This window comes from Achromobacter sp. Bel, from assembly GCF_012928505.1.
In the GTDB taxonomy this organism is placed as follows: domain Bacteria; phylum Pseudomonadota; class Gammaproteobacteria; order Burkholderiales; family Burkholderiaceae_B; genus Achromobacter.
In genome coordinates this window covers 47,399-72,167 of the sequence record NZ_JABBJN010000029.1, presented here as the reverse complement: position 1 = coordinate 72,167, position 24,769 = coordinate 47,399, and the positions used below count along the sequence as shown (strand labels likewise).

General features: G+C 63.6%; 25 protein-coding genes and 1 pseudogene. 13 read left to right on the top strand and 13 right to left on the bottom strand.

Annotation, left to right across the window (positions count from 1 at the left end):
• Positions 1-78 precede the first annotated feature (78 nt).
• The 4 genes from HG262_RS18670 to HG262_RS18655 are packed head-to-tail and all read right to left on the bottom strand — an operon-like array spanning position 79 to position 2,448.
• Positions 79-987, bottom strand: a complete 909-nt coding sequence (locus HG262_RS18670; protein WP_169272430.1) for a hypothetical protein — start codon at positions 985-987, stop codon at positions 79-81.
• Between the two features lie 45 nt (positions 988-1,032).
• A complete protein-coding gene (locus HG262_RS18665) occupies positions 1,033-1,644 on the bottom strand; it encodes an LON peptidase substrate-binding domain-containing protein (protein ID WP_169272429.1) in 612 nt (203 codons plus the stop codon).
• 9 nt (positions 1,645-1,653) lie between these two features.
• Positions 1,654-2,061, bottom strand: a complete 408-nt coding sequence (locus tag HG262_RS18660) for a carboxymuconolactone decarboxylase family protein (protein WP_169272428.1) — start codon at positions 2,059-2,061, stop codon at positions 1,654-1,656.
• Between the two features lie 42 nt (positions 2,062-2,103).
• Positions 2,104-2,448 (bottom strand): GFA family protein, encoded by a 345-nt coding sequence (locus HG262_RS18655; RefSeq protein ID WP_169272427.1) that lies wholly within the window; start codon positions 2,446-2,448, stop codon positions 2,104-2,106.
• A gap of 93 nt (positions 2,449-2,541) precedes the next feature.
• Between HG262_RS18655 and HG262_RS18650 the strand changes: the two genes are divergently transcribed.
• Positions 2,542-2,970: a VOC family protein gene (locus tag HG262_RS18650; RefSeq protein WP_169272426.1), complete on the top strand. Its 429-nt coding sequence runs from the start codon at positions 2,542-2,544 to the stop codon at positions 2,968-2,970.
• A gap of 132 nt (positions 2,971-3,102) precedes the next feature.
• The gene (locus tag HG262_RS18645) at positions 3,103-4,281 is read left to right on the top strand and encodes a low temperature requirement protein A (protein WP_169272425.1); all 1,179 of its coding nucleotides are present in this window, start codon (positions 3,103-3,105) and stop codon (positions 4,279-4,281) included.
• A gap of 13 nt (positions 4,282-4,294) precedes the next feature.
• On the opposite strand, the pseudogene HG262_RS18640 reads toward HG262_RS18645, so the two are convergent.
• Positions 4,295-4,567: pseudogene (locus HG262_RS18640) on the bottom strand (helix-turn-helix transcriptional regulator); the annotation flags it as partial.
• A 4-nt stretch (positions 4,568-4,571) separates the two neighbouring features.
• Here HG262_RS18640 and HG262_RS31025 point away from each other — a divergent pair.
• From HG262_RS31025 to HG262_RS18630, 3 genes are all read left to right on the top strand, one after another.
• A complete protein-coding gene (locus tag HG262_RS31025; protein WP_248293412.1) occupies positions 4,572-4,976 on the top strand; it encodes a hypothetical protein in 405 nt (134 codons plus the stop codon).
• Positions 4,976-5,182, top strand: a complete 207-nt coding sequence (locus tag HG262_RS31020; protein ID WP_248293406.1) for a hypothetical protein — start codon at positions 4,976-4,978, stop codon at positions 5,180-5,182. Before HG262_RS31025 ends, HG262_RS31020 begins: the two co-directional genes overlap by 1 nt.
• Before the next feature lie 108 nt (positions 5,183-5,290).
• Positions 5,291-5,581 carry a hypothetical protein gene (locus HG262_RS18630; protein WP_169272424.1) on the top strand — a complete coding sequence of 97 codons (291 nt, stop codon included), beginning with the start codon at positions 5,291-5,293 and terminating at the stop codon, positions 5,579-5,581.
• Positions 5,582-5,680: 99 nt separating this feature from the next.
• Here the strand turns inward: HG262_RS18630 and HG262_RS18625 are convergent, their stop codons facing one another.
• Positions 5,681-6,220, bottom strand: coding sequence for an NADPH-dependent FMN reductase (locus tag HG262_RS18625; protein WP_169272423.1), 540 nt, complete (start codon positions 6,218-6,220; stop codon positions 5,681-5,683).
• Between the two features lie 264 nt (positions 6,221-6,484).
• Here HG262_RS18625 and HG262_RS18620 point away from each other — a divergent pair, with 264 nt between their 5' ends.
• Positions 6,485-7,102 (top strand): hypothetical protein, encoded by a 618-nt coding sequence (locus tag HG262_RS18620; RefSeq protein ID WP_169272422.1) that lies wholly within the window; start codon positions 6,485-6,487, stop codon positions 7,100-7,102.
• A gap of 49 nt (positions 7,103-7,151) precedes the next feature.
• Here HG262_RS18620 and HG262_RS18615 read toward each other — a convergent pair whose 3' ends face one another.
• Positions 7,152-8,360 carry a GGDEF domain-containing protein gene (locus HG262_RS18615; protein WP_169272421.1) on the bottom strand — a complete coding sequence of 403 codons (1,209 nt, stop codon included), beginning with the start codon at positions 8,358-8,360 and terminating at the stop codon, positions 7,152-7,154.
• A gap of 373 nt (positions 8,361-8,733) precedes the next feature.
• Here HG262_RS18615 and HG262_RS18610 point away from each other — a divergent pair, with 373 nt between their 5' ends.
• A complete protein-coding gene (locus tag HG262_RS18610) occupies positions 8,734-10,230 on the top strand; it encodes a methyl-accepting chemotaxis protein (protein ID WP_169272420.1) in 1,497 nt (498 codons plus the stop codon).
• 91 nt (positions 10,231-10,321) lie between these two features.
• On the opposite strand, the gene HG262_RS18605 is transcribed toward HG262_RS18610, so the two are convergent.
• Complete coding sequence (locus HG262_RS18605) at positions 10,322-11,548, bottom strand: FAD-dependent monooxygenase (protein ID WP_169272419.1); 1,227 nt, start codon at positions 11,546-11,548, stop codon at positions 10,322-10,324.
• A 139-nt stretch (positions 11,549-11,687) separates the two neighbouring features.
• On the opposite strand from HG262_RS18605, the gene HG262_RS18600 reads away from it, so the two are divergent.
• The 4 genes from HG262_RS18600 (at position 11,688) to HG262_RS18585 (ending at position 16,672) form a co-directional block, all read left to right on the top strand.
• Positions 11,688-12,629 (top strand): LysR family transcriptional regulator, encoded by a 942-nt coding sequence (locus HG262_RS18600; protein WP_169272418.1) that lies wholly within the window; start codon positions 11,688-11,690, stop codon positions 12,627-12,629.
• Between the two features lie 315 nt (positions 12,630-12,944).
• Positions 12,945-14,345, top strand: a complete 1,401-nt coding sequence (locus HG262_RS18595) for a S41 family peptidase (protein ID WP_169272417.1) — start codon at positions 12,945-12,947, stop codon at positions 14,343-14,345.
• 40 nt (positions 14,346-14,385) lie between these two features.
• Complete coding sequence (locus tag HG262_RS18590; RefSeq protein ID WP_169272416.1) at positions 14,386-15,009, top strand: hypothetical protein; 624 nt, start codon at positions 14,386-14,388, stop codon at positions 15,007-15,009.
• A gap of 91 nt (positions 15,010-15,100) precedes the next feature.
• Positions 15,101-16,672 carry a tetratricopeptide repeat protein gene (locus HG262_RS18585; RefSeq protein WP_169272415.1) on the top strand — a complete coding sequence of 524 codons (1,572 nt, stop codon included), beginning with the start codon at positions 15,101-15,103 and terminating at the stop codon, positions 16,670-16,672.
• A gap of 110 nt (positions 16,673-16,782) precedes the next feature.
• On the opposite strand, the gene HG262_RS18580 is transcribed toward HG262_RS18585, so the two are convergent.
• On the bottom strand, positions 16,783-17,658 hold the full coding sequence (locus tag HG262_RS18580) for an alpha/beta hydrolase (protein WP_248293405.1): 876 nt from the start codon (positions 17,656-17,658) through the stop codon (positions 16,783-16,785).
• 122 nt (positions 17,659-17,780) lie between these two features.
• Here HG262_RS18580 and HG262_RS18575 point away from each other — a divergent pair, with 122 nt between their 5' ends.
• Positions 17,781-18,665: a LysR family transcriptional regulator gene (locus HG262_RS18575; RefSeq protein ID WP_169272414.1), complete on the top strand. Its 885-nt coding sequence runs from the start codon at positions 17,781-17,783 to the stop codon at positions 18,663-18,665.
• A gap of 11 nt (positions 18,666-18,676) precedes the next feature.
• On the opposite strand, the gene HG262_RS18570 is transcribed toward HG262_RS18575, so the two are convergent.
• The 4 genes from HG262_RS18570 to HG262_RS18555 all read right to left on the bottom strand — a co-directional run bounded on the left by HG262_RS18570 (position 18,677) and on the right by HG262_RS18555 (position 23,616).
• Positions 18,677-20,077, bottom strand: a complete 1,401-nt coding sequence (locus HG262_RS18570) for an MmgE/PrpD family protein (protein ID WP_169272413.1) — start codon at positions 20,075-20,077, stop codon at positions 18,677-18,679.
• Between the two features lie 12 nt (positions 20,078-20,089).
• A complete protein-coding gene (locus tag HG262_RS18565; protein WP_169272412.1) occupies positions 20,090-21,097 on the bottom strand; it encodes a tripartite tricarboxylate transporter substrate binding protein in 1,008 nt (335 codons plus the stop codon).
• A 170-nt stretch (positions 21,098-21,267) separates the two neighbouring features.
• Positions 21,268-22,602: an MmgE/PrpD family protein gene (locus HG262_RS18560; protein WP_169272411.1), complete on the bottom strand. Its 1,335-nt coding sequence runs from the start codon at positions 22,600-22,602 to the stop codon at positions 21,268-21,270.
• A 150-nt stretch (positions 22,603-22,752) separates the two neighbouring features.
• Positions 22,753-23,616, bottom strand: a complete 864-nt coding sequence (locus HG262_RS18555) for a LysR substrate-binding domain-containing protein (RefSeq protein WP_169272410.1) — start codon at positions 23,614-23,616, stop codon at positions 22,753-22,755.
• Positions 23,617-23,785: 169 nt separating this feature from the next.
• Between HG262_RS18555 and HG262_RS18550 the strand changes: the two genes are divergently transcribed.
• Positions 23,786-24,757, top strand: a complete 972-nt coding sequence (locus HG262_RS18550) for a tripartite tricarboxylate transporter substrate binding protein (RefSeq protein WP_169272409.1) — start codon at positions 23,786-23,788, stop codon at positions 24,755-24,757.
• Positions 24,758-24,769 lie beyond the last annotated feature (12 nt).

Genomic DNA, 24,769 nt, shown 5'->3' with positions numbered 1-24,769 from the left:
TTTTTTCTTGTAGTCCGACACCTTTTTTGGCGCGAATAAGGGTTATCCCATATTCGCGCTCCCATCCGGTATTCCGCCTTAATCGTCGCCCGCGCTGCCCCCGTTGCGGGCTTCCGACAGCGCGATCGTCAGGTGCATCACCTTCTTCTTCAATTGGTCGCGCTCGTCCGTCAAACGCGCCAGCACGCCGCGCAGCCGCGCCACTTCCGCGGGAAGGTCGGCGATGCTTTCAATCGGCACCTCGGGCGGGGCTTCGCGGGGCGGCGGCGCCTTGGCCTGGCGCACTTCGCGCGCGGCCTGCTGCAGTTCTTTCTTGCCGCCAGCCACGGCCGCCGCCTGGCGCTCGGGCGGCAATGACGCCACCGCAGCCGCGGCGTTGATCGAAATCGCGCCCGATTTCACCGCGCGCACCAGTTCCGGGGCGGCGTCTTTCTGGATCTTCTCGATCTGGCCCAGCGTATTGCTGCTGATGCGCGCCGCACGCGCCAGCGCTTGGCGGCTGGGCACGGGCGGCGTCCAGGAGATGTTCGGGGGCAGTCGCGGCGCGCCGTCGGCACCCGACGCAGCGGCGCCCGAAGCATCCTCGTCCCAAGGCGGCGAACCGTCGGACGATGCGGTGTCAGCCGACCCGGCCTCGGGCGGCGCACTGCCTTCGGGAGGCGTGCGCGCCAGCAGAATCTCTTTCTTGCGCAACGCCAGCACGCCCCGCTGGAAGTCCGACACGCTGCGCCGGCCCAGATGGTTTTCGATCATCCACAGATGCACGTCTTCGATCGACTTGAACGTGGTGTTCTGGCGGGTCTGGAATTCGATGCCGTGCTTCTGACAGATGGCGTAGCGGTTGTGCCCGTCCACCAGCAGGTCGCCCCACAGCACCAGCGCGTCGCGGCAGCCCTCGGCCAGCAGGCTGCGTTCCAGCGCCTCGTGCTCGTCTTCGGTCAAGGGGTCAATATAGGCGCGCAGGCCCTCGTCAATCCTGATATCCATGATGTCCAAAAAGGTTACTCGCCCGGCGTTTCCACCGGCGACCCGCTATGCCAGCCCTTGGCCGCGCAGCAGGTCCTGAATGGCCGCCAGCCGCGCCACCGGGTCGGTCAGGCCCAGCAGCCGGGCCTTGTCGTCCGGCGGCAGCGGCAGCAGCTCGCACCAGCGGTCCGCCACCCAGCCGCAGTCGTCCAGCCGATACGGCGGCGCCAGCGGCATCCGGTCGGCCGGCACGCCGTCCTGCTGCCATTGCGCCACCAGCCGGCCCAGTGCATCAGCGCTGGTCTGCATGGCCCCCGGCACGGGTGTGGGCGGGTCGTCGGCGATGGGCTCGGTGGTGCCCATCCAAAGGCCGTATTTTGCCACCTCGCTGGAAAGCAGCCGGAAACGGCTGGTGCCGATGCACCGCACCTGCAGCAACGCCGGCATCGGCGCGTCCCATGCGGCGATGCGCGCCATCGTGCCCACCGGTGCAAGGGTCTCGACGCCTTCCGGCGAACGGACCTCGCTGCCCGCCAGCAATCCCACCACGCCAAACTCGCTGCCGTCCGCGATGCAGCGGCGGATCATATCCAGATAACGCACCTCGAAAATCCGCAGGTGCAGCACGCCGGCGGGAAACAGCGCGTTGGATAGGGGGAACAGCGGGATCAGCGCCATGGCTGTCTCCTAATTGACCTCGAAAGCGGCGTCCACCGGCACCTGCATGGCGGTCACCATCGCGTTGGTTTGCGCCGCCATGCCGATCACCGACAGCAGTTCAGCATGCTGGCCGCCGGTCATGCCCTTGGCCTTGGCCGCCGCCGTGTGCGAATGCACACAATACGAGCATCCGTTGGCCGTAGACACGGCGATGTAGATCATTTCACGCACCAGCGGCGACAGTTCGCCTTCCGCCATCATCACCTGCTTCAATTGCGCCCAGACGCGCTGCAACTGCGCCGGATCGTTGGCCAGCGCGCGCCAGAAATTGTTCACGAAATCGGATTTCCGGGTGGCGCGGATGTCTTCGAATACCGCCCACGCCTCGGGGCTTTCGCGGACCTCGTCGTCCGACAGCAATTTGACCGTGCTCATGCGCAGGTTCCTTTAGAGTGATCAGGGGTCAGAATCTGGATTTCACACATTGCGGCCATCGTAGGGAATGCGCGTCAACGCATTGATGTCCACGGTTTCCAGGCATCGCACGTTCACCGCCGCGGTCTCTTCACCCTTGGGGCTGGCCCCGAAACCAAACGGCGCGCAACCACAATGGGCGCAAAAATGGTGCGCAATCACGTGCTTGTTGAATTTGTACGTCGACAGGCTTTGCGTGGGCGACGTGATGCGCAACTGCGCGCGCGGCACGAACCACAACAAATAGCCTTTGCGGCTACAGTGCGTACAGTTGCACTCCAGAACCTGCGACACATCGCCATCGACTTCAAATCGGATCTGTCCACAGTGGCAGCTACCTTGTTGCATGGCCGGGCTCCTCTCAGTATCACGGGTCTGGCCTTCCATCATAGATCGGCAACGGCTGCCCCGGCACCTGCCCCGCCCAACCAGGAAGACATCATGCCCCAACTCTCCGCCTACCTCAGCTTCGACGGCAACTGCGCCGACGCCCTGCATTTCTACGAGCGCGTGCTGGGCGGCCGGATCGAAGCCATGATCCGCTACGCCGACGCCCCGCCCGACGCGTCCATGCCCACCCTGTCGGCCGAAGACGCCGAACGCATCATGTACGCGCGGCTGGCGCTGGACGAGCAGACCCTGATGGGCAGCGACGCCACCGCCGGGCATCCCTATCCCGGCAAGAAAGGCATGGCGTTGTCGCTGGCCTACCCCACTGTCTCGGACGCGCAACGGGTGTTCGAGCAATTGTCCGATGGCGGCAATGTGACCATGCCGTTGCAAAAGACGTTCTGGGCCGAGGCGTATGGGGCGCTGGTGGACCGGTTCGGGACGCGCTGGATGGTCAGCGGCGGCCGGCTGACCCATTAAGGCCGGGAGCGTCCGAGCGTCACCCAACGTGGCGTCCGCGCGACGCCGGGCGACCCTTTTGAATCATTGACATTGCACCGCTTGCGCCTTGCAGTAATCTGGCAGCGCCCCCCCCTACCGGACGCGCCCGCCATGAACTTCCTTGCCAGCGCCACGCTGCTACGCCGCCGAGACGGCCACGAAGCCCGCGTCACTTATGTGGAACTGTTCTTCGACCTGGTCTACGTCTTTGCCGTGACGCAGCTGTCGCACAGCCTGCTGCACGACCTGACGCTGATGGGCGCGGTGCATACGCTGGTACTGTGGTTCGCGGTCTGGCTGGGGTGGCAGTACACGTGCTGGGTCACCAACTGGTTCGATCCCGACGCCATCCCCATGCGGATCATGCTGTTCGCGGTGATGCTGGTGGGCCTGATCGCGGCCGCGGTCTTGCCCGGAGCCTTTGGCGACAACGGCCTGATCTTTGCCGTCTGCTATGCAATGCTGCAGGTCGGGCGCACCGTGTTCATCGTGCTGCATCTGGGGCCGAACCATCCCCTGGCGGACAATTTCCGGCGCATGCTGGGCTGGCTCTGTATTTCCGCCGTGCTGTGGATCGCGGGCGGCCTGGCCTCGGGCGAGGCGCGGCTGGCACTGTGGATCCTGGCCGTGGCGTGCGAGTACATCTCGCCGATGTTCGGCTTCCGCCTGCCCGGCATGGGGCGCTCTTACACCAGCGACTGGACGATCGAAGGCGGCCATTTGGCGGAACGGTGCCAGTTGTTCGTGATCGTGGCGCTGGGCGAAACCCTGCTGATCACCGGCGCCACGCTGGGCGAACACCCGCACTGGGACGCCCCCACGCTGATCGCGCTGCTGGTGGCCTTCCTGGGCACCGCGGCGATGTGGTGGGTGTATTTCGACACCAGCAGCAAGGACGGCAGCGAAGCCATCGTGCATTCCTCGGATCCCGGCCGCATCGGCGCGTATTTCCACTACGTGCACGTGATCCTGATTGCCGGCGTGATCGTGTCGGCGGTGGCCAATGAACTCGTCATCCTGCATCCCGACGGCCGCATCGCCACCCCGGCGGCAGCGGCGCTGATCGGCGGCCCCGCGCTCTACCTGCTGGGCAACGGCATCTACAAGACGGTGGTATACGCCCGCTTCCCGCTGTCGCATGTGATTGGCCTCGTGCTGCTGGCCGTGCTGGCGCCCGTGTCTTACGTGACCGACAACCTGATGGTGGGCGGCCTGACCACGCTGATCATGATGGGGGTGGCCGTCTGGGAGAGCGTGTCCCGGCGCCGCGCGGCGCACGCCACGCGGTAAGCCTGGCCCGACATCAGCGGCGCCGCTTGCCGAACACGGACTTCGGCGCGCGGCCATGGAAGCGCGTGAACGCGGCACTGAAATTGGCGGGATGCCGGTAGCCCACGCGATACGCGGCCTGCGCCACCTGGCAACCGGTTTCCAACAGTTCCCACGCCCGGCGCATCCGTAGTTCCGTCAGCAGCCGGTGCGGACTGGTCCCATAGAGCTTGCGGAACCCCTCCTTCAACTTGAATTCGTTCAAGCCCGTGGCCAGGCACAGGTACTGCACGGTCAGGTCACGGTCGGGCGTGTACCTGTGGCTGGGCCTGCCGCTGGTGCTGCGCCACCACGGCTGGTCCGGCACGGCCATCGGCTTGTTCCAGCTGGCCAGCCTGCCCACCGTATTCAAGTTCCTCTTCGCCCTGCCCCTGGACCGCCCCGCACGGCCGCGTGGCAACTATCGCGTCTGGGCGGTCGGCCTGTTGTCGGCGTATGCGGCGGTGCTGTGCGCGTTGGGGTGGCGCGACTTGCTGGACGACGGGCGCGTGCTGTTCGCCTTGGCCGCGGCCGCAGCCCTGGCCGGCACATGGGCCGACGTGCCGGTCAACGCGCTGGCGATCCGGGTCCTGCCCGCGACCAGCCGCGCCTGGGCAGGCGGCATCCGGTCCATGGCGCTGTGCCTGGGCGCCATCGCCGGCGGCGGTTCAGCCTGATGATGTCGCATGCCCGTCCCGGCTTGCAGGCGCTGGACTACGGCATCCAGTCCAGCGTGTTTTCGCTGACGCGCATCCTGCTGCCGCTGGCGGCCGGCGTGCTGATGGATACGGCGGGTCAGGCCTGGATGCTGACCGCGCTGGGCGTTGCGGCGGCGGGGGTGTGGGTGTTGGCGTGGCGTACGGCGCGGACGTTGCGCTGGTAGTGGAATGCCGAGAAAACGCACGCTGGTGCGGAGCAGCAAAGGGACATCGTGGCGGCTGGCACGGAGCGACGTAAAATGTCAGGTCTCCTGCCTCCATATGCTTCCCTTATGAACCTTGAACGACTGCGTCGGGAATTTCCCGACTTCGACATAACCACCCTGCCGCCCCTGCCCGAAGGGTATTTCGACGCGTCGAGCTACATCGATGCAGCGCCTTCTTTCGAGAACAAGGAGCGCGGTTTGAAAGTGTATATCGACTACGCCAACTATGCCGACCGCGAATCCGGCAGGAGCCAGCGCTTCTGCGTTTCGCGCTACGACGAGGAAGCCGGCGACTACGAGGACGTCGCCCTGTCGACTAATGATTGGGCCGAAGTCACGCGCTTCTTGACGGCCTGAACGCCTGGCCAGGGGCGATCGGCGGCTTCGATGCCAAACGACCGTTCCTGGCCGCGAGCCGCCACCGTCGAGCGGCAGCTTTCGACGCTGAGCGGCCGATCACTCTCCGCGAGCGAACAGGCAAAACTCACGGAATTCAAGAAGGAATTTCGTAGCCTCAGGATGCACATCCGGGCCATTTACGATTTCCCGTATGGACTCCGTTGTCTCCTTCATCAGTGGCAAGCGAAGAAATAGACCACTATTAAAATTTGAACTGACTGTAGCGAGAACCCGTCGCATATCTTCCAGCATGTCGTCACCCCGATGTGACGCATGAACGAGCGCTATAGGTTTTTGAACAATCTGCTCCCCCGAAATGAGCCAATCTATTGCATTTTTGAGGCCGCCGGGAATGGAACGCACATATTCGGGGCTGGAAATCAACAGTCCTTCTGCTGCTTGCACTTTCTGGACAAACGCACGCACGCTCTCAGGAGTCAGATCTCCTTCCAAGTCCGGTGAAAAGACCGGAAATTCCGCAATCTGATGAAAGACTTCAATCTCTAAATCAGGGGGAGCTATGTGTTGCAAAGCCGTGAGCAAAGCGGTGTTGGTAGATGCAACTCTTGCACTACCGGAGATAGCTAATAATTTCATCCGATAACTATACTGGACACCATTCCTAGCCACGAACGCATCCGCTACTGACGGTACGGAGCATGGTGTGAGGCTACAAATACAGGATGGACATCGGGCTTCGTCGACGTGTGTGGGTACGGGGAAATTCGTGAACTGCCCACATTATTTCCGGACAAAAGAGTGGCGGCTGGGTGGCTCGACGGTTGGGTCTACCCCTGCTGCAAAGGGGGGGCGGAAGCCTCGGGCCGTGCCATGCCGGTTAATGACTACGTAGGGATTGAGATGGCTGCAGAAAGCGACTGGACTGTTTTTCCCGGCAAGGGGCTGGGGCAACTCAAATTCGGCATGTCCGCGGCGCAGGTGAATGCGCTGTCCGGCACGTACGGCGCCGTTACCGGGCGTGGCAATAATAGAGTCTCGGATGATCTCCTGCGTGACACGCTGGAGAAGTTCGGCGACGCGATGAGCGACGAGGAAAAGCAGGCGTTCATCAGCGTCTATACGCAAAGCGGCCCTTCCGCTGACAGCGTGACCGAAACGCGCGGTAATCCGGGCCTCATACTGGGATACCAGGCGGAGCGCCTGGCCGAAATCATGCCGGCTCAGAATCAGCGTCCGCTATTTCTTGATGGCAAGGACATACTGTCGCTTGGCGCGCTGGAGGCGTTGGCGTTGCTGGAACGCTTGAACGGCGGCCCCGGGCGCTACGCCGCCACAGAGGCGGCCTTCGACAATCTTGCCATGTCGGTGGAGGGCTTCTGCATCGCCGATCCGATTACCGGCGTGCGCATGCTGGATGAGGCCGATGAGCGTTTCGCGGGGCGCACCGTGACCTTGCGGGCCGAGCCCTACCTGCCTGAAGGCGAGATGGACCGGTTCGTCCTCCATTCGGTCTGCTGATGGTGGTGATCGGCGACAACCCCCTCGTCCTCGGAGATCGGGTGTCAGGCTACGGTTTCGCCACCAAAATCGTAGCCTGACACGACTTTTCGGACAGGCCATGTACGGGGTCATCGGCCGCTGCACTCGCCACCGTGCAATTCCGGCCTCGTCGTTTCGCCTCGTAGAGCAAGTCGTCTGCTCGCTTCATCGCGCTGGCGACAGGTTCTCCCGCTTGTACAAGGGTCACCCCCATACTGGCCGTGAAACACGAGTTGGGTGCGTGCGGGGCCCAGCGCTGCGCGAAGAAATTCGTACGGATCTGCTCGGCGGTTGCGGCGGCGGCCTCCAGATTTTCCGCGGGCAGCAGCAATAGGAACTCTTCCCCTCCCAGCCGGGCAGCGCAAATGTGGCCGTCTGCTTCTGACCGGAGCAAAGCGCCAAAGCGCGCGAGCACCCTGTCGCCAAACGCGTGGCCGAAGACATCATTAATGCGTTTGAAATTGTCGATATCGGCCATGATCAGCGCGGTCGGCACTGCCGCATCCGGAAAGGGGCGCCTGGAAACGGAGGCCAGCAGGCTATCGAGACCCCGCCGGTTCAGCAGCCCGGTCAAGGCGTCGGTGTGGGCTTGGTGACGGTATCTCTCGATGGCGTCGTAGCTTGTCGCCATGAAGACTGCGAAGGTCAGGACAATGCTCCCAAGTAGCCCCGTGTACTGGATCAAAGTCCCCCAGACGGAAGTGCGCCATTCCCCCAGTGGGAGATAAGGTGTCGGAGCGGCAAGGTACAAGATGCATTGACCCGTCAAGACCAGGGCGATAAAGAGGAATGCGGCGGCAAGCACCTTGTCCGACGTCGTAACGACCTGCCTTGAAAAGGAGAACGTGGTCCGCCAGATCACGAGCGCGCAACAGGCCTGAACGAAGAACGTTTCCAGCTTTACGCTGGCAAACAGCACGATTGAGACGATTACCATTGCCGTGGAGGCCAGCAGGATCGCAACATCAATGTAAGGAGGCGGCTGCCTGCGGCGACGGCTCTGAAGTGCGCGACAAGCCAACATGACGCCGCCCAGAATGAAAGCGTCCTCGACGACTTGTTTATACGGGGAAAGCTCGCTGGCCTGTACGAGCATGAAGGCATAGCCAGTGCCCAGGGAACCCAGGGCGCCGGCCCACCTGAGCGTGTCGAAGCCAAGGAAACGCGCGCCGCCAAGTCCGATGGCGCACAACAGGATAGCCGCGGGCACAGACCATTCGAGCAGGGTTACAGGCATAGATGGGTGAGTACGTGGAAAAGGTCGGACGAGAGCGCAGAGCCATCAGGGCGATAGCCCTTCCCCCCGGCGCTTGGTCCTGTGTCCGCCGCCAGCCTGTAAACCGCGTATGTGTTGGAAAAGATTACAGTGTGTCGCAACTGTCAGAACTTGCACGTCAAAGATTGTTAAGCGATTCAGGCCAGGTGGTGATCGCGCCCGTAGCGCGCGATGCGGGCCGCGGACTTCCGCCGCTCGGCCAGCTGGACGCCGGGCGCCCCCATCCCCCGGACAGAGTCAAATAAATTGGAATAAATATTCACAATTAGTTATTTATATATCAAAATTAGCATTGCGCCGTCTCTCGCGCGCCCCTCTGCCGAAGGATCAGCCAATGCGTACCGCAGACCGTTTGCTGGAAGACTCGTATCGCCGGACCGACCGTGCGATGTTGCCGTTGCTCTGGATGTTATTTGTCGTCAGCCTGTGCATGGCGCCGCAGTATGGCCGGTGGGCCGCCGCTGCCACGGTCGGCGCAATGGCGGCTGGCCTGCCCACGCTCCTGATCCTCTGGCGCCCCGGCAAACTCTGCACGCGCTTGGCCATCGCGTGCGCACTGATGGTCTTTGCGGGGCTACACATCCACCTCATGTCGGGCATGACCGAAATCCACTTCGGCATCTTCGTAATGCTCTCTTTGCTACTGGCATATCGGGACTGGCGCACCATTCTGTGCGCGGCCCTGGTTATCGCGGTGCATCACCTGTCCTTCAATTTTTTACAGCAGTGGGGATATGGTGCGTTCTGTTTTACGGAGCCCAGCATGGGCATGGTGCTTTTGCATGCAGCCTATGTGGTAGTGCAGGCTGTGGCGTTGGGTTGGCTGGCCTGGAGGATGGAGCGCGCAGCAGTCGCCGCCGAAGAACTGGCGCGGCTTAGCGCACACATCGGACGGGAGCCAGGGATCTTCGACCTGCGATTCGGCGGCTTGGACATGGAAAGCGGCGTCGGCCGCACTTTCCAGACCACCATGGACGCGGTGCATCGGACCATGAGTGAAGTTCAAGCGACGGCGACGACGTTGTCGGCGGCTGCTCGCGACATGATGCAGGACAACCTTGAGCTGGAGGAGCGCTCACGCACCCAGTCCGATTCGCTGGAGCAGACCGTGGCGTCGATGCGCGACTTGGCAGCCAATGTCCAAGGCAACGCTGCCCATGCCCTGCAGGCCCAGCAACTGACGGGGCAGGCACGCCAGATTGTCGGCTCGGGAAGCACGGCAGTCGCTGGCGTGGCGACCGCGATGGGAGAAATCCAGCAGGAAGCGCAAAGGATCTCTGAAATCATCGGTGTGATTGACAGTATCGCGTTTCAGACCAACATCCTGGCCTTGAACGCAGCGGTGGAGGCGGCCCGCGCGGGTGAAAGCGGCAAGGGTTTTGCGGTGGTTGCTTCCGAAGTACGCGCGCTGGCCCAACGCAGCGCCGGTGCGGCACGCGAGATTCGAGGCCTTATCCAGGATTCATTGGAGAAGACCAACAATGGATTCCGTCAGGCTGACGAGGCCGCAAGCATGATCCGTGAAGTCGTTTCCAGTATTGACGAGGTCGCCTGTATCGTCGGCCAAATTGGCGATGCCGGCCGCGTTCAAAGCACGGATATCGAGGAAGTGAATCGGGTGGTGGCCAAGATGGACGAACTCACTCGGCAAACCGCGGAACTTGTCGCGAAGGCCGCAAACGCCTCCACGGCATTGCAAGCGCAGGCCGCCCAATTGCTGGGGGCCGTCGGGGTGTTCCGCTTGCAAGGTTGTCGGCCGGCCGATGAGCCCGTGGCGTCACGGAGAATCGCGCCATTTCGTCCTGTCACGCCGGAACTGGCGAGTGCCTGAGCTGCGCCCCGATCCGAACACCAAACCCGTTTCCGCCCCGATGCCGCCGTTCGAGTTTGCATCACACCTGATGAGGCACATCCCGCGCACGTCATTCAGTACGGTACAGGCTGCCGAAGCCCCCCTCTTGCGCTGGCGTGCTGTCGCGACAGCCTGGCATTGGCAGGCCCTGCCCCCAGCCTGCGGTCAAGACCTGCACGTCACGCACGGGATCGGACGCCTTGGCCCGCTCGTTGCGCAGGCGACAGGCTTCAGGATCGGTGGCGAATAGCCCACGAGCGAAGACCCGCCCTTGCTCCGCCAGCTTTGCAGTTTTGGGGCTGCGGATCTCCGTGAACGCCCGAAAGGTCTCATCCAGGTTGCCGCTTGCGCCATCCAGGCACCGGACCAAATGCCAGGCATCCTCCAACGCCTGGCAAGCCCCTTGTCCCGACGTCGGCAACGGCGCGTGCGCGGCATCCCCAACCAGCAGGACATTCGCCCGATTCCAGGTATGCAGCGGCTCCAGGTCATGCACCGCAATCAACCGGACGGCATTTGCGGGCGTTGCACGAATAATTTGCGCGACCGGTTCGGGCCATCCCGCGAACAGATCTTCGACCTCCTTGCGTATATCCGCAGTCGGTATGGCTTCAGATAGGGGCCGAGCCTGGGCGGCAGCCCAATACACCAGTTGGGGTCGAATCGCGACGCAACCAAAGCGCTCGCCCGCCCCCCAGAAATCCTGAATCGAAATATCGTCCACCAGCGCATGCTGCCCCTGCGCTACGCCAATCCAGTTCACGAAGCCCTGATAGACAGGTGTGTTGTCACCCGCGACGAACTTGCGAGCCACGGAATCCATGCGGCCGTCAGCGCCAATGAGCAGATCCGGGCGGATGTTTGCACCATTCTCGAAATGGGCCACTGCCCTGCCATGGGCATCCAGCTCGATACCCGCCGCCCGGTGTCCGAACTCCACCGGTATCCCGGCCCGGACGACATGATCCAGTACCACCGCCTGCAAGTCCCGGCGTAGCACCGTGTAGGTCGGGTATCCCATCGTCCGGTCCAGCAAGGCAATATCGAGGCCTCCCAATGCATTGCCCACCGCATCCTGGCGGTGCATTGCCAGCGGTCGACCGCCAATGGCGTCGATGTCTTGCAACAGCCCCAGTTCTTCCAGCACAAAGCTGGCATTAGGCCAAAGCGTCACGCCGGCCCCCATCGTTGCCGGCTCCCTCCGGCGCTCATAGACCCGAGGGTGGTAACCCTGCTTGCGCAAAGCCAATGCCACGCTCAGGCCCGCGATGCCGCCGCCAAGTATTCCAATTTCCACGCTGAATCTCTCCTGTCCATACGGTGCTCGATGCGGGGCACACCGCCTCGCATCGAACAAGATGGCATCTTAGATTTCGCCACACCAGAGAACTACCATGCAAAAATGGGACACTTTCATACCTCAAGCGGGATAATCAATGCGCGATGCACTCGATCTGAATACCGTTCGCGTCTATACCGCCGTGGTTGATGAGCAGAGCTTTGCCGGCGCATCGCGCCTTTTGGCTATCCCCTCATCCAACGTCAGCCGCCACGTTGCGGCACTGGAACGAAAACTCGGCACACGCCTGCTGGAACGAAGCACCCGCCATCTGCGTATGACGGAAGCCGGTCGACTGCTCTACGAACGCGCCAAGCCCTTGCTTGACGCGCTGCTCTCCACGCAGGAAGAGCTTGGGGCGGTACAGCGCGAACTGCGTGGTCCTTTGAAAATGTGCATGCCCGGCGAAGCGCCACGGCTGCTGGCTCCCATCCTCGCCGAATTCTGTAGCCTCCATCCAGGCATCGAACTGGAATGCGATACCCGGATGACCGGACTGGAAGCGCTTCGAGAGGACGTTGACCTTTCTATCGTCTTCCACCGGGGCCATCAGGAGGACAGTGCCTTCATCACCCGCGAACTCGCCACACTGCCCAGCATCGTGGTTGCTGCGCCCTCCTTGCTGGCCAGGACCGGCATGCCGCGCCACGTTCGCGAGCTGAAATCTCTGCCCTGTATCACTACCCTCAGTGCGCTGAAGGGCCAGCCCTGGCAGTTTCAGGACGCCGCAGGCGAAATCGTCAAGGTGCCGGTACGCAGCCGCTACCGGGTCAACAGCGGAGAGTTGGCCGTGGCAGGCGCACGCCAAGGCATCGGCTTCGCGATTGTGGCGGCCTATCCCTGCCAGGAAGATCTTGCTACGGGCCGATTGCACGAGGTGCCACTGGACCTGTGCCCCGCCCCCCTGCAATTGCTGGGGGCATACAGCCATCGCCATTCCGTGACGGCGCGCGTTCGCGCGCTGCTGGAATTGATACAGGTACGGTTGGCTGAATCGGCATGCCCTCCCGTGGCTCCCAGACCGCGTGGGACGGTCTAGGATCGAAGTCGATCGGCAAAGCAACAGCGCTTGCCAGGAAGATGCCATTCGTAGTGGCGCCGGCGCGGGCGGGTGGCGCGTTCGTTCTGTCGCACCTGTAACGGACGGACAAAGGCCCCGGCTGCTAAGATCGGCGCACGCAAAAGTTCGGGCGTCCGCGCCTCATTCCGCAGAATGACAAGACTTCTTTTTGCCCTCCCGACTTGGGCCCTCCGGACCGCCTTGTTACCAAGGCCGCAAGCGCACCTCTCCTGCTGGACTGTGCCCGGGTTCAAACCGCGTCCCGGCGCGGCGGCGCGCGTGAAGGTGCAGTAATTGTTGGCCGGGCGCGGTTCCGCGATGCGGCGGTCGCTGTGTGCCGTGGCGCTGGCGGGCGCCGTCGTGCAGGCGCCTCTTGCGGCCGCCATGGCGCGCCAAGAGGTCGAAGCCACGATCGCGGCCGCCATGACCCAGATCGTGGACCGGTACGTCGATCCGCTCGACTCTCGCACACTGGTGGTGCACGGCCTGCGCGAGCTCAAGGCACTGCCCGGCGCCGACGAACCCTCACACCAGGCAGCGATTGAACGGGCCGTCCTGGTCGGCCACCAGACCCAGGGCATCACCCCGCAGACCCGCCTCCTGGCCGACGAGGTCCTGCGTTTTGCCGACGGCGCGTCGCGCCAGACGGCACTGAGCGCGACCCTGCGCGGCATGATGGCGGGTCTGGACGCCCATAGCCGTGTGGCCACCCGCGCCGAATTGGCACCACCGCCAGCGTCGGTGGGCCTCGAACTGTCGATCCGGGACGGCGCCCTGACGGTCGTGCGCCCTCTGCCCGGCAGCCCCGGCGAACGGGCGGGTATCCAGATCGGCGACATCGTGACCCAAGTGGACGGTCGTGCCACCGCGGGGCTACCGCTGCCCGAAGCGGTCGCGTTGCTGCGCGGCACGCCTGGCACTCGCACCACGCTCACGCTACAGCGGCCGGGCACGGCGGATACGATCATGGTGCAGCCCGTGCGCGGGCCGGTGCAGGCGCCACCCACGGTGCGTTGGGAGCGGGACGGCGCGGTCGCGGTGATCCGGATTTCCGCCTTCGACAGCAAAACCGGTGGCCAACTGCGCGACGCGCTCGACGCAGTGTCCGCGCGCGCCGTCGCGCCACTGGCGGGCTTGGTGCTGGACCTGCGCGGCAACGTCGGCGGATTGCTCGACGTGGCCGAACACGTCGCGGGCCTGATATTGCCCGAAGGATCCGCGATCGGCAGCCTGGGCGGCCGCACCCCGGCCGATTCCCGGTCCCTGCGTGCCCGAGACCCTCTCGTGCCACATGACGTGCCGGTGGTGGTGCTCGTCAATCACCGTACCGGTGCTGGCGCGGAGATCGTGGCCGCCGCCCTCCAGGACCACGGGCGGGCCTTGCTGATCGGCACGAAGACCATGGGCGCGGGCACGATCCAGACCGTGCTGCCACTGCCCGCCAACCAAGGCGCGCTGGTGATTACCACCGCTCGCGTGCACCGCGCTAACGGCGCCCGGCTGGACGAGGGGATATCGCCCGACATGCTGCTCGACAATGCCAGTCGGCAGATCACGGTGCGCGCCGATCTTGCGGCCGACTTCAACAGCACCCTGGCACAACGGGTGCGCATGACAGTGGCAAGCGCGCCAGCCGGCGCCGACGTGGCCTTGCTGGCGGCGCTGGCCGCCCTGACCGCCGTGCCTGGCGATTAGGGCTGGCGCACGCCTCGACCTAGATGGAAGGAGCGATTCGATGAATACCGAGCAGATTCCACCAGACTATGTGCCGCTTGCCGTGCAGGGCCTGCCTACGCTCTATGGGCAGCAAAATGGCTGGCGCGTATGGCTGACGGCGTTGCCGCTTCCCGCCACGTCGCGATTGCGCGGCGTCGACTCCCTCGCGGCATCCAAGGGCTACGCCCGCGATGATCGCATCGCGGAACCTGGCGAGGTCATCGCCTTGTTCGAGAACGACGATGGCAGCGGCGAACGGCCGGAGCCGATGATGATCGCGGCGGCCCAATGGTTGTTGGCCCACGACGCGGCGTTCTACCGGGCGGTGATGGACGCCATGTTGGCGGATTTGCCACGCCTGCGTGCCGAGCAGGAGAGCATCGTGTTAAGCGATGACGCCTTCCGGTTGCCTCGGCACTGGGACGAGGACACCGTGCGAAAGCGGGTCCGTCTGAACAGCATTACGCTTCACCCCGTGGACGGCGCGCCCTATATCGGCCTGGACTTCAGCTGTGCATGGGATGTGGAGCACGGCTATGGATTGATGATGGCCGGGATCGAAGTCGTGGAATCTGGAGGTGCCGACGCCGGCACGTTGTCATGGATTGCGGCGCGCCACGCAAAGTCCCGAGGGCCAGGATAATAGCGCCCCGCCTGTGGTTCACGCTTCAGGCGCGGCGCAATGCCAAGCGTCCTGCCGCATTGCCTGTGGCAAGCATTTTTCAGGAGAGGGTATGGCTTTGAGTTCATCGGTTCGTTCAATCGCCAGCATGGCTGAAAGGCTCAGCCGGCGGCGGCGACACCCTGGTCGCGCGACGCGCTTTCAGGCCGCGCTGCTGTTGTTGGCGTTGTGCAGCGGACCGATGGTGGTTCGGGCGCAAGACAGCCAGGACGATCGATTCAAGCAGGGCTATGCGGACTACATTGCCGGCGACTACAGCAATGCGCGGGAAAGGTGGCGCCCTTTGGCCGAGGCGGGCCATGCCAAGGCCCAGTATGGCTTAGGCCTCATGTACGCGAATGCACAGGGCGGAGAAAAAGACGACGCGCTCGCAGTATCGTGGCTGCGCCGCGCCGCCGAGCAGGATGAAGCTGGCGCGCAGTTCAATCTGGGCGTCATGTATGCCAACGGCCGCGGCGTGCCGCAGGATGACGCGCTCGCCGCGCAATGGTGCGAGAAGGCCGCCGTCCAAGGCAATGCCGAAGCGCAAACCATGCTTGGCCAGATGTACGCTCGCGGCCACGGGGTGGCGCGCCGCGATGACCTGGCGTTGCAGTGGTGGCACAAGGCTGCCGCGCAGGGCCATGCCGAAGCGCAGTACCAACTGGGCGACTATTTTTTCGACGGCCCGTCCGCGCAGCGCGACGGTGCCCAGGCCATGCACTGGTTCGCCCTCGCGGCGGCTCAAGGCCATGCGGAGGCGCAGAACAACCTGGGCGCCATCTACGCGGGCGGACTCGCCACGGCGCCGAATCCCGGTAAGGCCGTCGAGTGGTTCAGCCGGGCCGCCGAACAGGGCCTGGCCAAGGCGCAGAACAATCTCGGCGCGATGTATTTCACCGGCACCGGGGTTCCCCAGGACGATGCCCTCGCCGTGCAGTGGTGGCGCAAGGCCGCCGACCAGGGGAACGCCGCCGCGCAGGACCGCATGGGCGGGGCGTATCTTTCCGGCCGCGGCGTGCCCCAGGATGATTCACAAGCGGCGCAGTGGCTGCGCAAGGCCTCGGATCAGGGCCATGCGTCGGCCCAGGACACGCTGGGCACGCTGTATCAACAAGGACGAGGCGTGCCGAAGGACGAGTCGCAAGCCGTGCAGTGGTTCCGCCGGGCGGCCGATCAAGGGCTTGAGACGGCGCAGTACAACCTGGCGCAGCAATATGACTTCGGGCGCGGCGTGCCGCGCGATCTTGCGTCGGCCCGGGAGTGGTACACGAAGGCCGCCGATCAGGGCTACCCACGGGCACAGTTCAATCTTGCGGTCATGTATGCCAATGGCGACGACGTCGCGCAGGACGATGCAAAGGCCGTGCGCCTGATGCGCCAGGCGGCCACGCAGGGCCACCGTTTGGCAACGTTCAGCCTGGGGGTCATGTATGCCGAAGGACGCGGCGCGCCGCGTAACCTGGCGACCGCCTTCGCATTGATCAGCGTCGTCCCCTCGCCGGACGAGGAGATGATGCAGTATCGCGACAGGCTCGCCGCTGACATGGCACCCTCCCAGCGTGAGCATGCGATGCAACTTGCCAATGAGTTGCTCACCGCCGGGGTCAGCGAAGAGACGCTACGACGCGCGGATAGCCAGTGACTTTGACGCGGCGCTGATTGCATCGAATTTTTGGCGTACGTCATGTGGCCGGGCGGTGCCGCGAGCGACCTGCGCCAGATCGCCAAGCAGCAACTCGGAATCATCGACAGTTAGCGCAAGCGATGCTTGCTCAGGTAATGCAACACGGCAGCAACCACTGCCTCCGGTTGCTCTGGCAGCAACGCATGCGCGGCATTGGGAATGGTGATGTCGGTCACGCGTTCCCCCAGCCGATCGCTCAATACACGCGCGAAACGTTGCGGCGCGATCACATCGTATTGCGCCTGCAAGTTCAGGATGGGGGCCACCCCGCCCGCGAAGAAATCGTCCACCGGTGTACGCTTTTGCGCGAGCGTCTGCATGGTCAACAACCGTGTGTTCCATCCGGTCAGCCATACGCTGGCGTCATTGCCCGGTGCAAAAAATACTTCTTGCAGGCTTCTGAGACGTACGTCCGTGGGAAGCGAAGTGTCTCCGCAACGTTCAATCACCGCCCGCGTTTCATGGCTGATCGGCAGTCCCTCAAAGCCCTCGGGCACCTTTCCTGCGGAGCCTGCCAACAACAGCAGCGCACGCACCAAGTCCGGGCGGTCAGAGGCTAGCGTTCTGGCGATCCAGTTCCCATGCGCGTGGCCCAGGATGAACGCAGGGCCGGCCTTCTGGCTTTCCACGACCGCAGCAATATCCTCCGCCCAATCGTGCAAAGTCTTGTCTTCCAGCGGGCCCACGCTGCGGCCATTTCCGCGAGGTTCGGGACGCAGCACTCGATAGCCCGACGCGGCCAAGGGGGTTGATATGTCTTCCATATCTATCGCGCCACGGCCGAGCGACGGGAGCATGACAAGCAAGTCGCCCTGCCCCTGCGCATACACCTCCAGACACACGCCATTCTCACGCTCGACAAAAAATGAGCTTGTTGCGCAGGCGTCAGAATTATCTGCTTTCGTTGCTCGTTCCATGCGAGACTGCTGAACAACCGATTCCATTCGCTCTCCTGATTGCATCTAAGGTTTCCACTTCGAAAGTGAGCCCAAACTCTGCACTCTAGGCGTTTGCCAGGCATCCATCCAATATGGAATTCGGCTAACAGTTATCGGAACACTGACTAATGGACATTCGCCAGCTTCGTTACTTCGTTACCGTCGCGGAAGAACTGAATTTCAGCCGTGCGGCGACAAAGCTGCATATGTCGCAACCCCCGCTGTCTCAGCAGATAAAGGCGCTGGAAGAAGAGATGGGGGTGGTGCTCTTCCTGCGCACGCGGCGCGAAGTGAAATTGACGGATGCAGGGAAGGTCTTCCTGCGCGAAAGCCGATCGGTGCTTGCCCATCTGCAAGCCGCGGTCGACACCACGCTCAAAACGGCAAAAGGCGACATCGGTGAACTGCGGCTGGGTATGGCGACATCGGCCGTGTTTCACGTGATGCCAAAGATACTGGAGCGGCTACAGGCCCAGTTTCCGCAGGTGACTGTGGCGGTCACCGATATGGGGTCCAGAGACCAGATTCGGGCGGTGCTTCAGGACAAGATCGATATCGGCATCATTCACGAACAGCCCCACATCGAAGAGCTGGCTGCGCTGCCGATATTCACCGAGCCGTTCAGCCTGGCCATTCCTTCCAGCCACGCCTTCGCCACCCGTGCGGACATACCCTTGGGCGAAATGCGCGATCAGGCATTCGTGGCGTTTTCGCGCGAGTATGCACCCGCGCTCTTCGACAGCTTCATCGCCGCTTGCGCCGAGGCGGGCTTCAGCCCCAAGATCGCGCACACGGCGCGGCACGCGTTGACGATTTTCCAAATGGTCAGCCTGGGACTGGGCATTGCGTTCGTGCCCAGCTCATTCGCGCAAAGCGCCGTACCGGGCGTGGTCTACCGCAAGCTTGACCAGGTGCAGCAACGCGTCCGCATCTGCGCCATCTGGAACCCCAAGAACCCCTCGAATGTTGTTGCCAACGTGGTCCGAGGCATTCTTGAGCCCCCTATCGCCTGAGCGCGCCGCTGCTACGCCACATGACGAGCCGGTCGCGCCGGTTCCGCCACGTCGTGGATCGTGGCGTTGGCCAGCAACTCGCGGATGGGCGTCTCGCCCAGCGTGTTGAACGATCCGCGCAATCTCGCCGCACCGTTCGCGCCCAACAATGGCGTCAGAAGGGTATCGGCCTTGGCCTGTATCGCCTCGCCACGCGACGCGTTGGCCGCTGACCCGGACGGATTCAACACCGCGTGGCGCTTCCACTCGCCATCCGGGCGCTGCACCTCGACCCAACCGCAAAAGTTGCGCGGGTAAAGCGCGTCCAGGTCCTCGTCGTGGACCAGCTCCAGCTGCCGGGCAAGCGTGACGACATCCTCCGACTGCATCCTGCCCGCTTCAAACTGTTCGGGCAGCACCGCGCCGTCCAGCAGCGCCACCGCCACGCTGTATCGGCCGCTCATCTGTGCATTCAGCGCACTGCCCGGCAGATAGTCGTAACCACACTGCACCCGAACCACGTCGGGCATGCCCACCCGCACGCGGCCGCCCGGCGTCCAGTGGGGCCGCAGCGCGATCGCGGCGTCCACATGCGCGTGCATGCTGCCGCAGCACGCATACGGTTTGAAATTGGTCTCTGGAGCATGCCAACGCGCGCCCAGGCGAGCGGTCAGCGCCGATTCGTCCGGATCTGCCGAAAATGCGCGCAGCCATCCCCCGTCTTCCGCCTCGAACAGCTGAGTGGGGCCACTCAAGCCCAGGTTCGCCAGTTCCGCCGCCATCACGCCGGCATGCGCCGCGCGCCCCGGATGAAAGCGCTTGGAAGACGCGCCGTCCGCCGTAAATGCAAACAGCCCGCCCGACTGCGTCCCTGCCAAGCCCAAGGCCCAACTGGTACGCTCCGCGTCCAACCCCAGCATCACGGAAGCTGCCGCCGCCGCGCCCAAGGGACCGCACACGGCGGTCAGATGCCAACCGTGCAGCCGCGCCAGCGCAGGCTTAAGCGCCAGCGAACTTCGGATGATGAGCTCGTAACCCGCAGCCAGTGCGGTCTCGACACGTTCGGGCGTGGCATCCAGGCTTTCGGCCAGCGCAAACACCGTTGGCACCACCACCGCGCCCAGATGCACCTTGGCGTTGTGGAAGTCATCCAACTCGAACGCATGGGCGGCCGCGCCGTTCACCATGGCGGCGTCCGACGCGCGCAAGCGTCCCGTGGACTCTCCCCAAATTCGCGACGGTCCCTGCAAGCTGGAGCCGGGCGCCAGCGCCCACGACCGGATGGCCTGCGTCCAAGGCTGCGCGCCGCCTGCCATGGCGCACGCGAACGTATCCATGGCCAGCAAGCGCAAGGCACGGCGCACGTCCTCTGGCACGTCATCGCGCCGCAGACCGGAAATCCATTGCGCAAGCGTTTTCGTGGTGGTCGTCATCACGGCTTCTCCTTAAAACGCCACGCGAATGTTTGCGTCCGCGACTATGCCTTTCACCTTCTCGATGTCCTTGCGGATCACCTCTGCAAACGCGGCCGGTGTCGACGGCACGGTGACAAAAGACAGTTCCTGGAATCGCGCTTGCAAGGCGGCATTGCTTTTCACCGCCTCGACTTCCTGCGCCAACCGCTGCACGACGGGCTCGGGCATGCCAGCCGGCCCCCACACGCCGTACCACGACAACAGTTCGAAGCCGGGCAAACCGCTTTCCACAACGGTGGGCACATCCGGCATTTGCGGCAGGCGCGCTGCGCTGGTCACTGCCAGCGGACGCAGCTTGCCGGATTTGACATGCGGATAGACGCCGGGCATGGGCGACACGGCGGCGGACACGTGGCCGCCCATCACGTCCGTCAGCTGCGGCGCCGCGCCCTTGTAGGAGATGATGTCCATGTCCAGCTTCAGCCCGTGTTTGATGAGTTCTTCAGCCAGGTGGCCCGATGTGCCGTAGCCAGACGTCGCCCAGGTGTATTTGTTCTTCCCGCCTTTAACCAGCGCCGAGAACTCACGCAGGTCCTTGGCGGGAATGCCGGGATGCGTCACCACCAGCAAGGGCACGTATCCGACTTGCGAGATGGCGGTGAAATCCTTCTCTGCGTCATAGGTGGCGCGCCCCATCACCAAGGGCATCTCCACTTGGCTCGACGCGTTGAACAGCAAGGTATAGCCATCCGGCGCGGAGCGCGCGACATATTCAGAGCCGATCAATCCCGACGCGCCTGCGCGGTTCTCGACAATGATGTTCTGGCCCAGCCGGGCCTGCAATTGTTCGGCCACCAGGCGCGCCATCGTATCGATAGATCCGCCTGGGGTATACGGCACCACCAGGGTGATCGCCTTCTGCTTCGGATACGCTGTATCGGCCCACGCCGTAATGGGAAGCGCGGCGGCGCCAGATGCGATCAGCGCGGCCAACGGCAGGCTTGCGCGCAGGAACGCGCGTCGTTGATTGGACTTCATGGTGTCTCCAGCCAGGGATGTCGAGTTCATCCGCAGCGCACGCCGCGCTTTCAGGGTTGCGCGTGCCGGCTGCGAATGGCGCGGACGTTCTGTCGCGTCCGTGCAAGCACTCTATCTTTGCGGCCTCGAGACGGTCCAATATCGATTTCGACCAACAGTTATATGTCTGACTACGCCATGTTGCGCAGGTCGGCGCGCTGATCGATGTGCCAAAGATCCGCCAGCTTTTCCTTTGCCGCCGCTGCACCCAGGCACGGGGTTGCAAGCTCGATGAACTTTGACTCAAGCTGGGCGTCGCTGAGCGGATCTTCCGGATCGCCCTTCCGGTTCGCCTGGAAGTGCGTCCGCCGTTGTCCAGAGGTGAATTCAATCTCGATCCGAGCGGAACGATTCGCGGGAAATGCGGCGTCGATATCGGGATCCGCATGCACATCGATACGGTCGATGAGCGCGCCCAGCACGGGGTCGTGGACACGCTCGTCGTCATAGGCGTTCAGGCGGACGCTGCCATGAAGCAAGGCGTGCGCCACCACGTAGCGCAGGCTGAAGCGTGCTTCGTTGGAGCTTGCCGGCTTGCCATAGCAAGCGATGTCCAACGCGGGACGATAGGTGTAGACATGGATTCGGCTGGCGTCCCCGAGGTTGAAGCCTGCGCCCTCGCGCAGCGCAAGCGCGGCATCGATGGCCGCGAATGTATGGCCGCAACCCACATGATTCTTGAACGTCAGCCGGGTAATGTGAAAGTCCTTGCCCAAGGTGTCACCCACGCCATCCCAGGAGGGGCCATCGCTCATGGATTGCCCCAGCCCCCCTTTTCCGTCCAGCATGTCCCAAGCCCCCGTCAGCCCACGCCGTGCCGCCTTGGCGGCAAGCACGCCGGCTTCGGCCGCCCGCGCGGCATGCAGGGGTTTGGACATGGAGTCGCTGCGAAAGGCTTGCTGCAAGCCGGCCGCAAAGGTGGCGGCGGTGCCAAGGCCATGGGCAAATTGCGCCTGATTCAGGCCATAGGCGGAACCTGCCGCAGCCACCGCCCCGAACGTGCCCACCGTGCCGGTGCTATGCCAATACTGATAATGCGCGCGGCCCAGCACCACGCCGATGCGGGTGGACACTTCGTAGCCCGTCACGATGGCCCTCAACAGCCGCGCCCCGCACAGGCCTTGTTCCTGACAGGCGGCTAGCGCCGCGGCGATGGTTGCGGCCCCCGGGTGGTACATCGCGTCCCGATAGCTGTCGTCCAGCTCGGCGGCATGCGCGGCCGCCCCGTTGATCAGGGCGGCCGAGCGCGCCGTCGCCTGCCCCCCCGCCACCAGATCGGCCGCGTCGCAGGCGGGTTCGTCCAGCAGCAACGAACGCAGTATTCCCACTGCGGGGTCAGACGCGCCGGGATAAGCCGCGGCATACCAATCGACAAGCGCGCGCTTGGCGTGCCGGCTGACCTCTGCGGACAGGGGTTCTTGTTGGATCTTGTCGGCAAATGCGCTCAAAAGTTCGATGGCATGCATGCGGCAGCTTCCACGTGATGTTCGGTTTTCTCAGGGGCGTCTGGCTGGATAGCCAGGCCATGACGAGTCTAGGGTCGACCTCGAGGCCACCGCAACGCGCCAATTCCACATAATGGAATTAGGCGCAAATCGCCGCGCAAGGCTCAGGCGCTAGCGCTTGCCGCCCAACAGGTTCAGCACATGAGGCAAGAGCGGCAAGGTATTGGCGGGATTCCATACTGCCGAGTACTCCGCCTCGACCAGCAGGCCATCGATATCCTTAAACACCACGCCCGGGACGCCAGCGCGCGCAAATGACCGTGGCACAAGCGATACCCCGCGTCCCATGGCGACCAAGCTCACCACCGACACGAGGTGTTTGGCGTAATGCATGATCCTGGGGCTGAACCCGGCCTCCATGCAGGCGGCGATCGTCAGGTCATGGAAGCTTGGCCCGCTGTGCCGGGGAATTGCGACGAAGGCATCTTGCGCCAACGCTTCCAGCTTGACGCGCCGATGTCGCGCCAACCGGTGCCCTTCGTCCAGCGCGATCACCAGGTCGACGCGTCCCACCGGTATCGACTTCATGTCACCCACGCCCTGAGAAACCTGGGCAAAGCCGATGTCGATGCGGTCCTGCTCCAGCGCCTGAAGCTGCTCCGACGACCCCATTTCTTCCCATACGCTTTCCAGGCCGGGCAGATCGCGTTCCAGCCCCAGCACCACTTCCCGGATATCCATGAACAGCACCGCCGCCACAAATCCAATGCGCAGGCGCCCCGCATCGCCACGCTCGGCACGCTGCACCGTGCGGATGGAGAGTTCCGTCTGCGCCAACAGTCTGCGGGCTTCCTGGACCAGTGCCGTGCCGGCCACCGTCAGTTTGACGCTGCGTTTGTTGCGGTCAAAAAGGGTGACGCCCAGCCGTTCTTCCAACTGCTGGATGGCCTTGGTCAACGGCGGCTGGGAAATGAAAAGACGCGCGGCGGCGCGCCCGTAGTGGAGCTCTTCAGCAAGCGCAAGAAACATACGCATCGACTTCAAATCCATGGCGCGGGACGTCACAAATGGGAAAGCGTGAATGGGATCATCAAATTCAGTAATTCCAAAGAAGAATTACTGACATCCGAAAAACATATTGGACGGCTATTACACAGAATAAGCAGAATCGCTCCCTAGAACAATATTCATATCGGAGACTTTCATGCGCAGCCCTTATTTTCGATGGTTTGCCGCAATGGGTGCTTGCGTGCTGGCCGCGGCCAGCGGCGTGGCGCAAGCCGACTATCCCGAACGCCCCATCCGCCTGATCGTGACGTTCGTGCCGGGCGGCGGCGCCGACCTGTTGGCGCGATATCTGGGCCAGGCCCTGACGGCGGAAATGAAGCAGACCGTCGTCGTGGAAAATCGGCCGGGTGCGGGCGGCATGATCGGCGTCGAAACGGGCCGTAACGCGCCCGCGGACGGCTACACCCTGACGCTGATTTCCTCCAGCTACACGGTCAACCCCAGCCTTTACCGGATGTCGTTCGACCCGGTCGCGGACATCACGCCCATCGTGCAGGTGTCGCGCGGCCCCTTGTTGGTGGTGGCCAGCCCCGGCTTCGCTCCCAATACCGTGCCCGAGCTGATCGACTACGCCAAGAAGCATCCAGGCGCCATCAACTACGCGTCTTCGGGCCAAGGTAGCGTCATTCATCTGGCCAATGAAATGTTCAACCGCAAGGCGGGCGTCGAGATGACGCACATCCCTTACAAGGGCGGCGGCAACGCACAGAATGATCTGATGGCCGGCCAGGTCCAACTCTATTTCGCGGCCACCGCCAGCGCGCTTCCGCACGTGGCGTCCGGCAAGATGAAGGCGCTGGCCGTCACCACCGCAACCCGCATCGCCGCATTACCCAATGTGCCGACGATTGCCGAATCTGGTCTGCCTGGCTACGACGCCACGCTCTGGTACGGCTTGATCGGCCCCAAGAACCTGCCCGCCCCCATCGTTGAAAAACTCAATGCCGCCGTCAATCGCGCGTTGCTGACCCCGGAAGCCCGGGAAAAGCTGTTGGCCGATGGCGCCGAGCCGGCCGGCGGCACGTCCGCCGAATTCACCACCACGATCCGCAACGAGATTTCCCAATGGGGCAAGGTGGTTCAGGACCTGGGCATCAAGCCCGAATAATTCAGGAGCAAG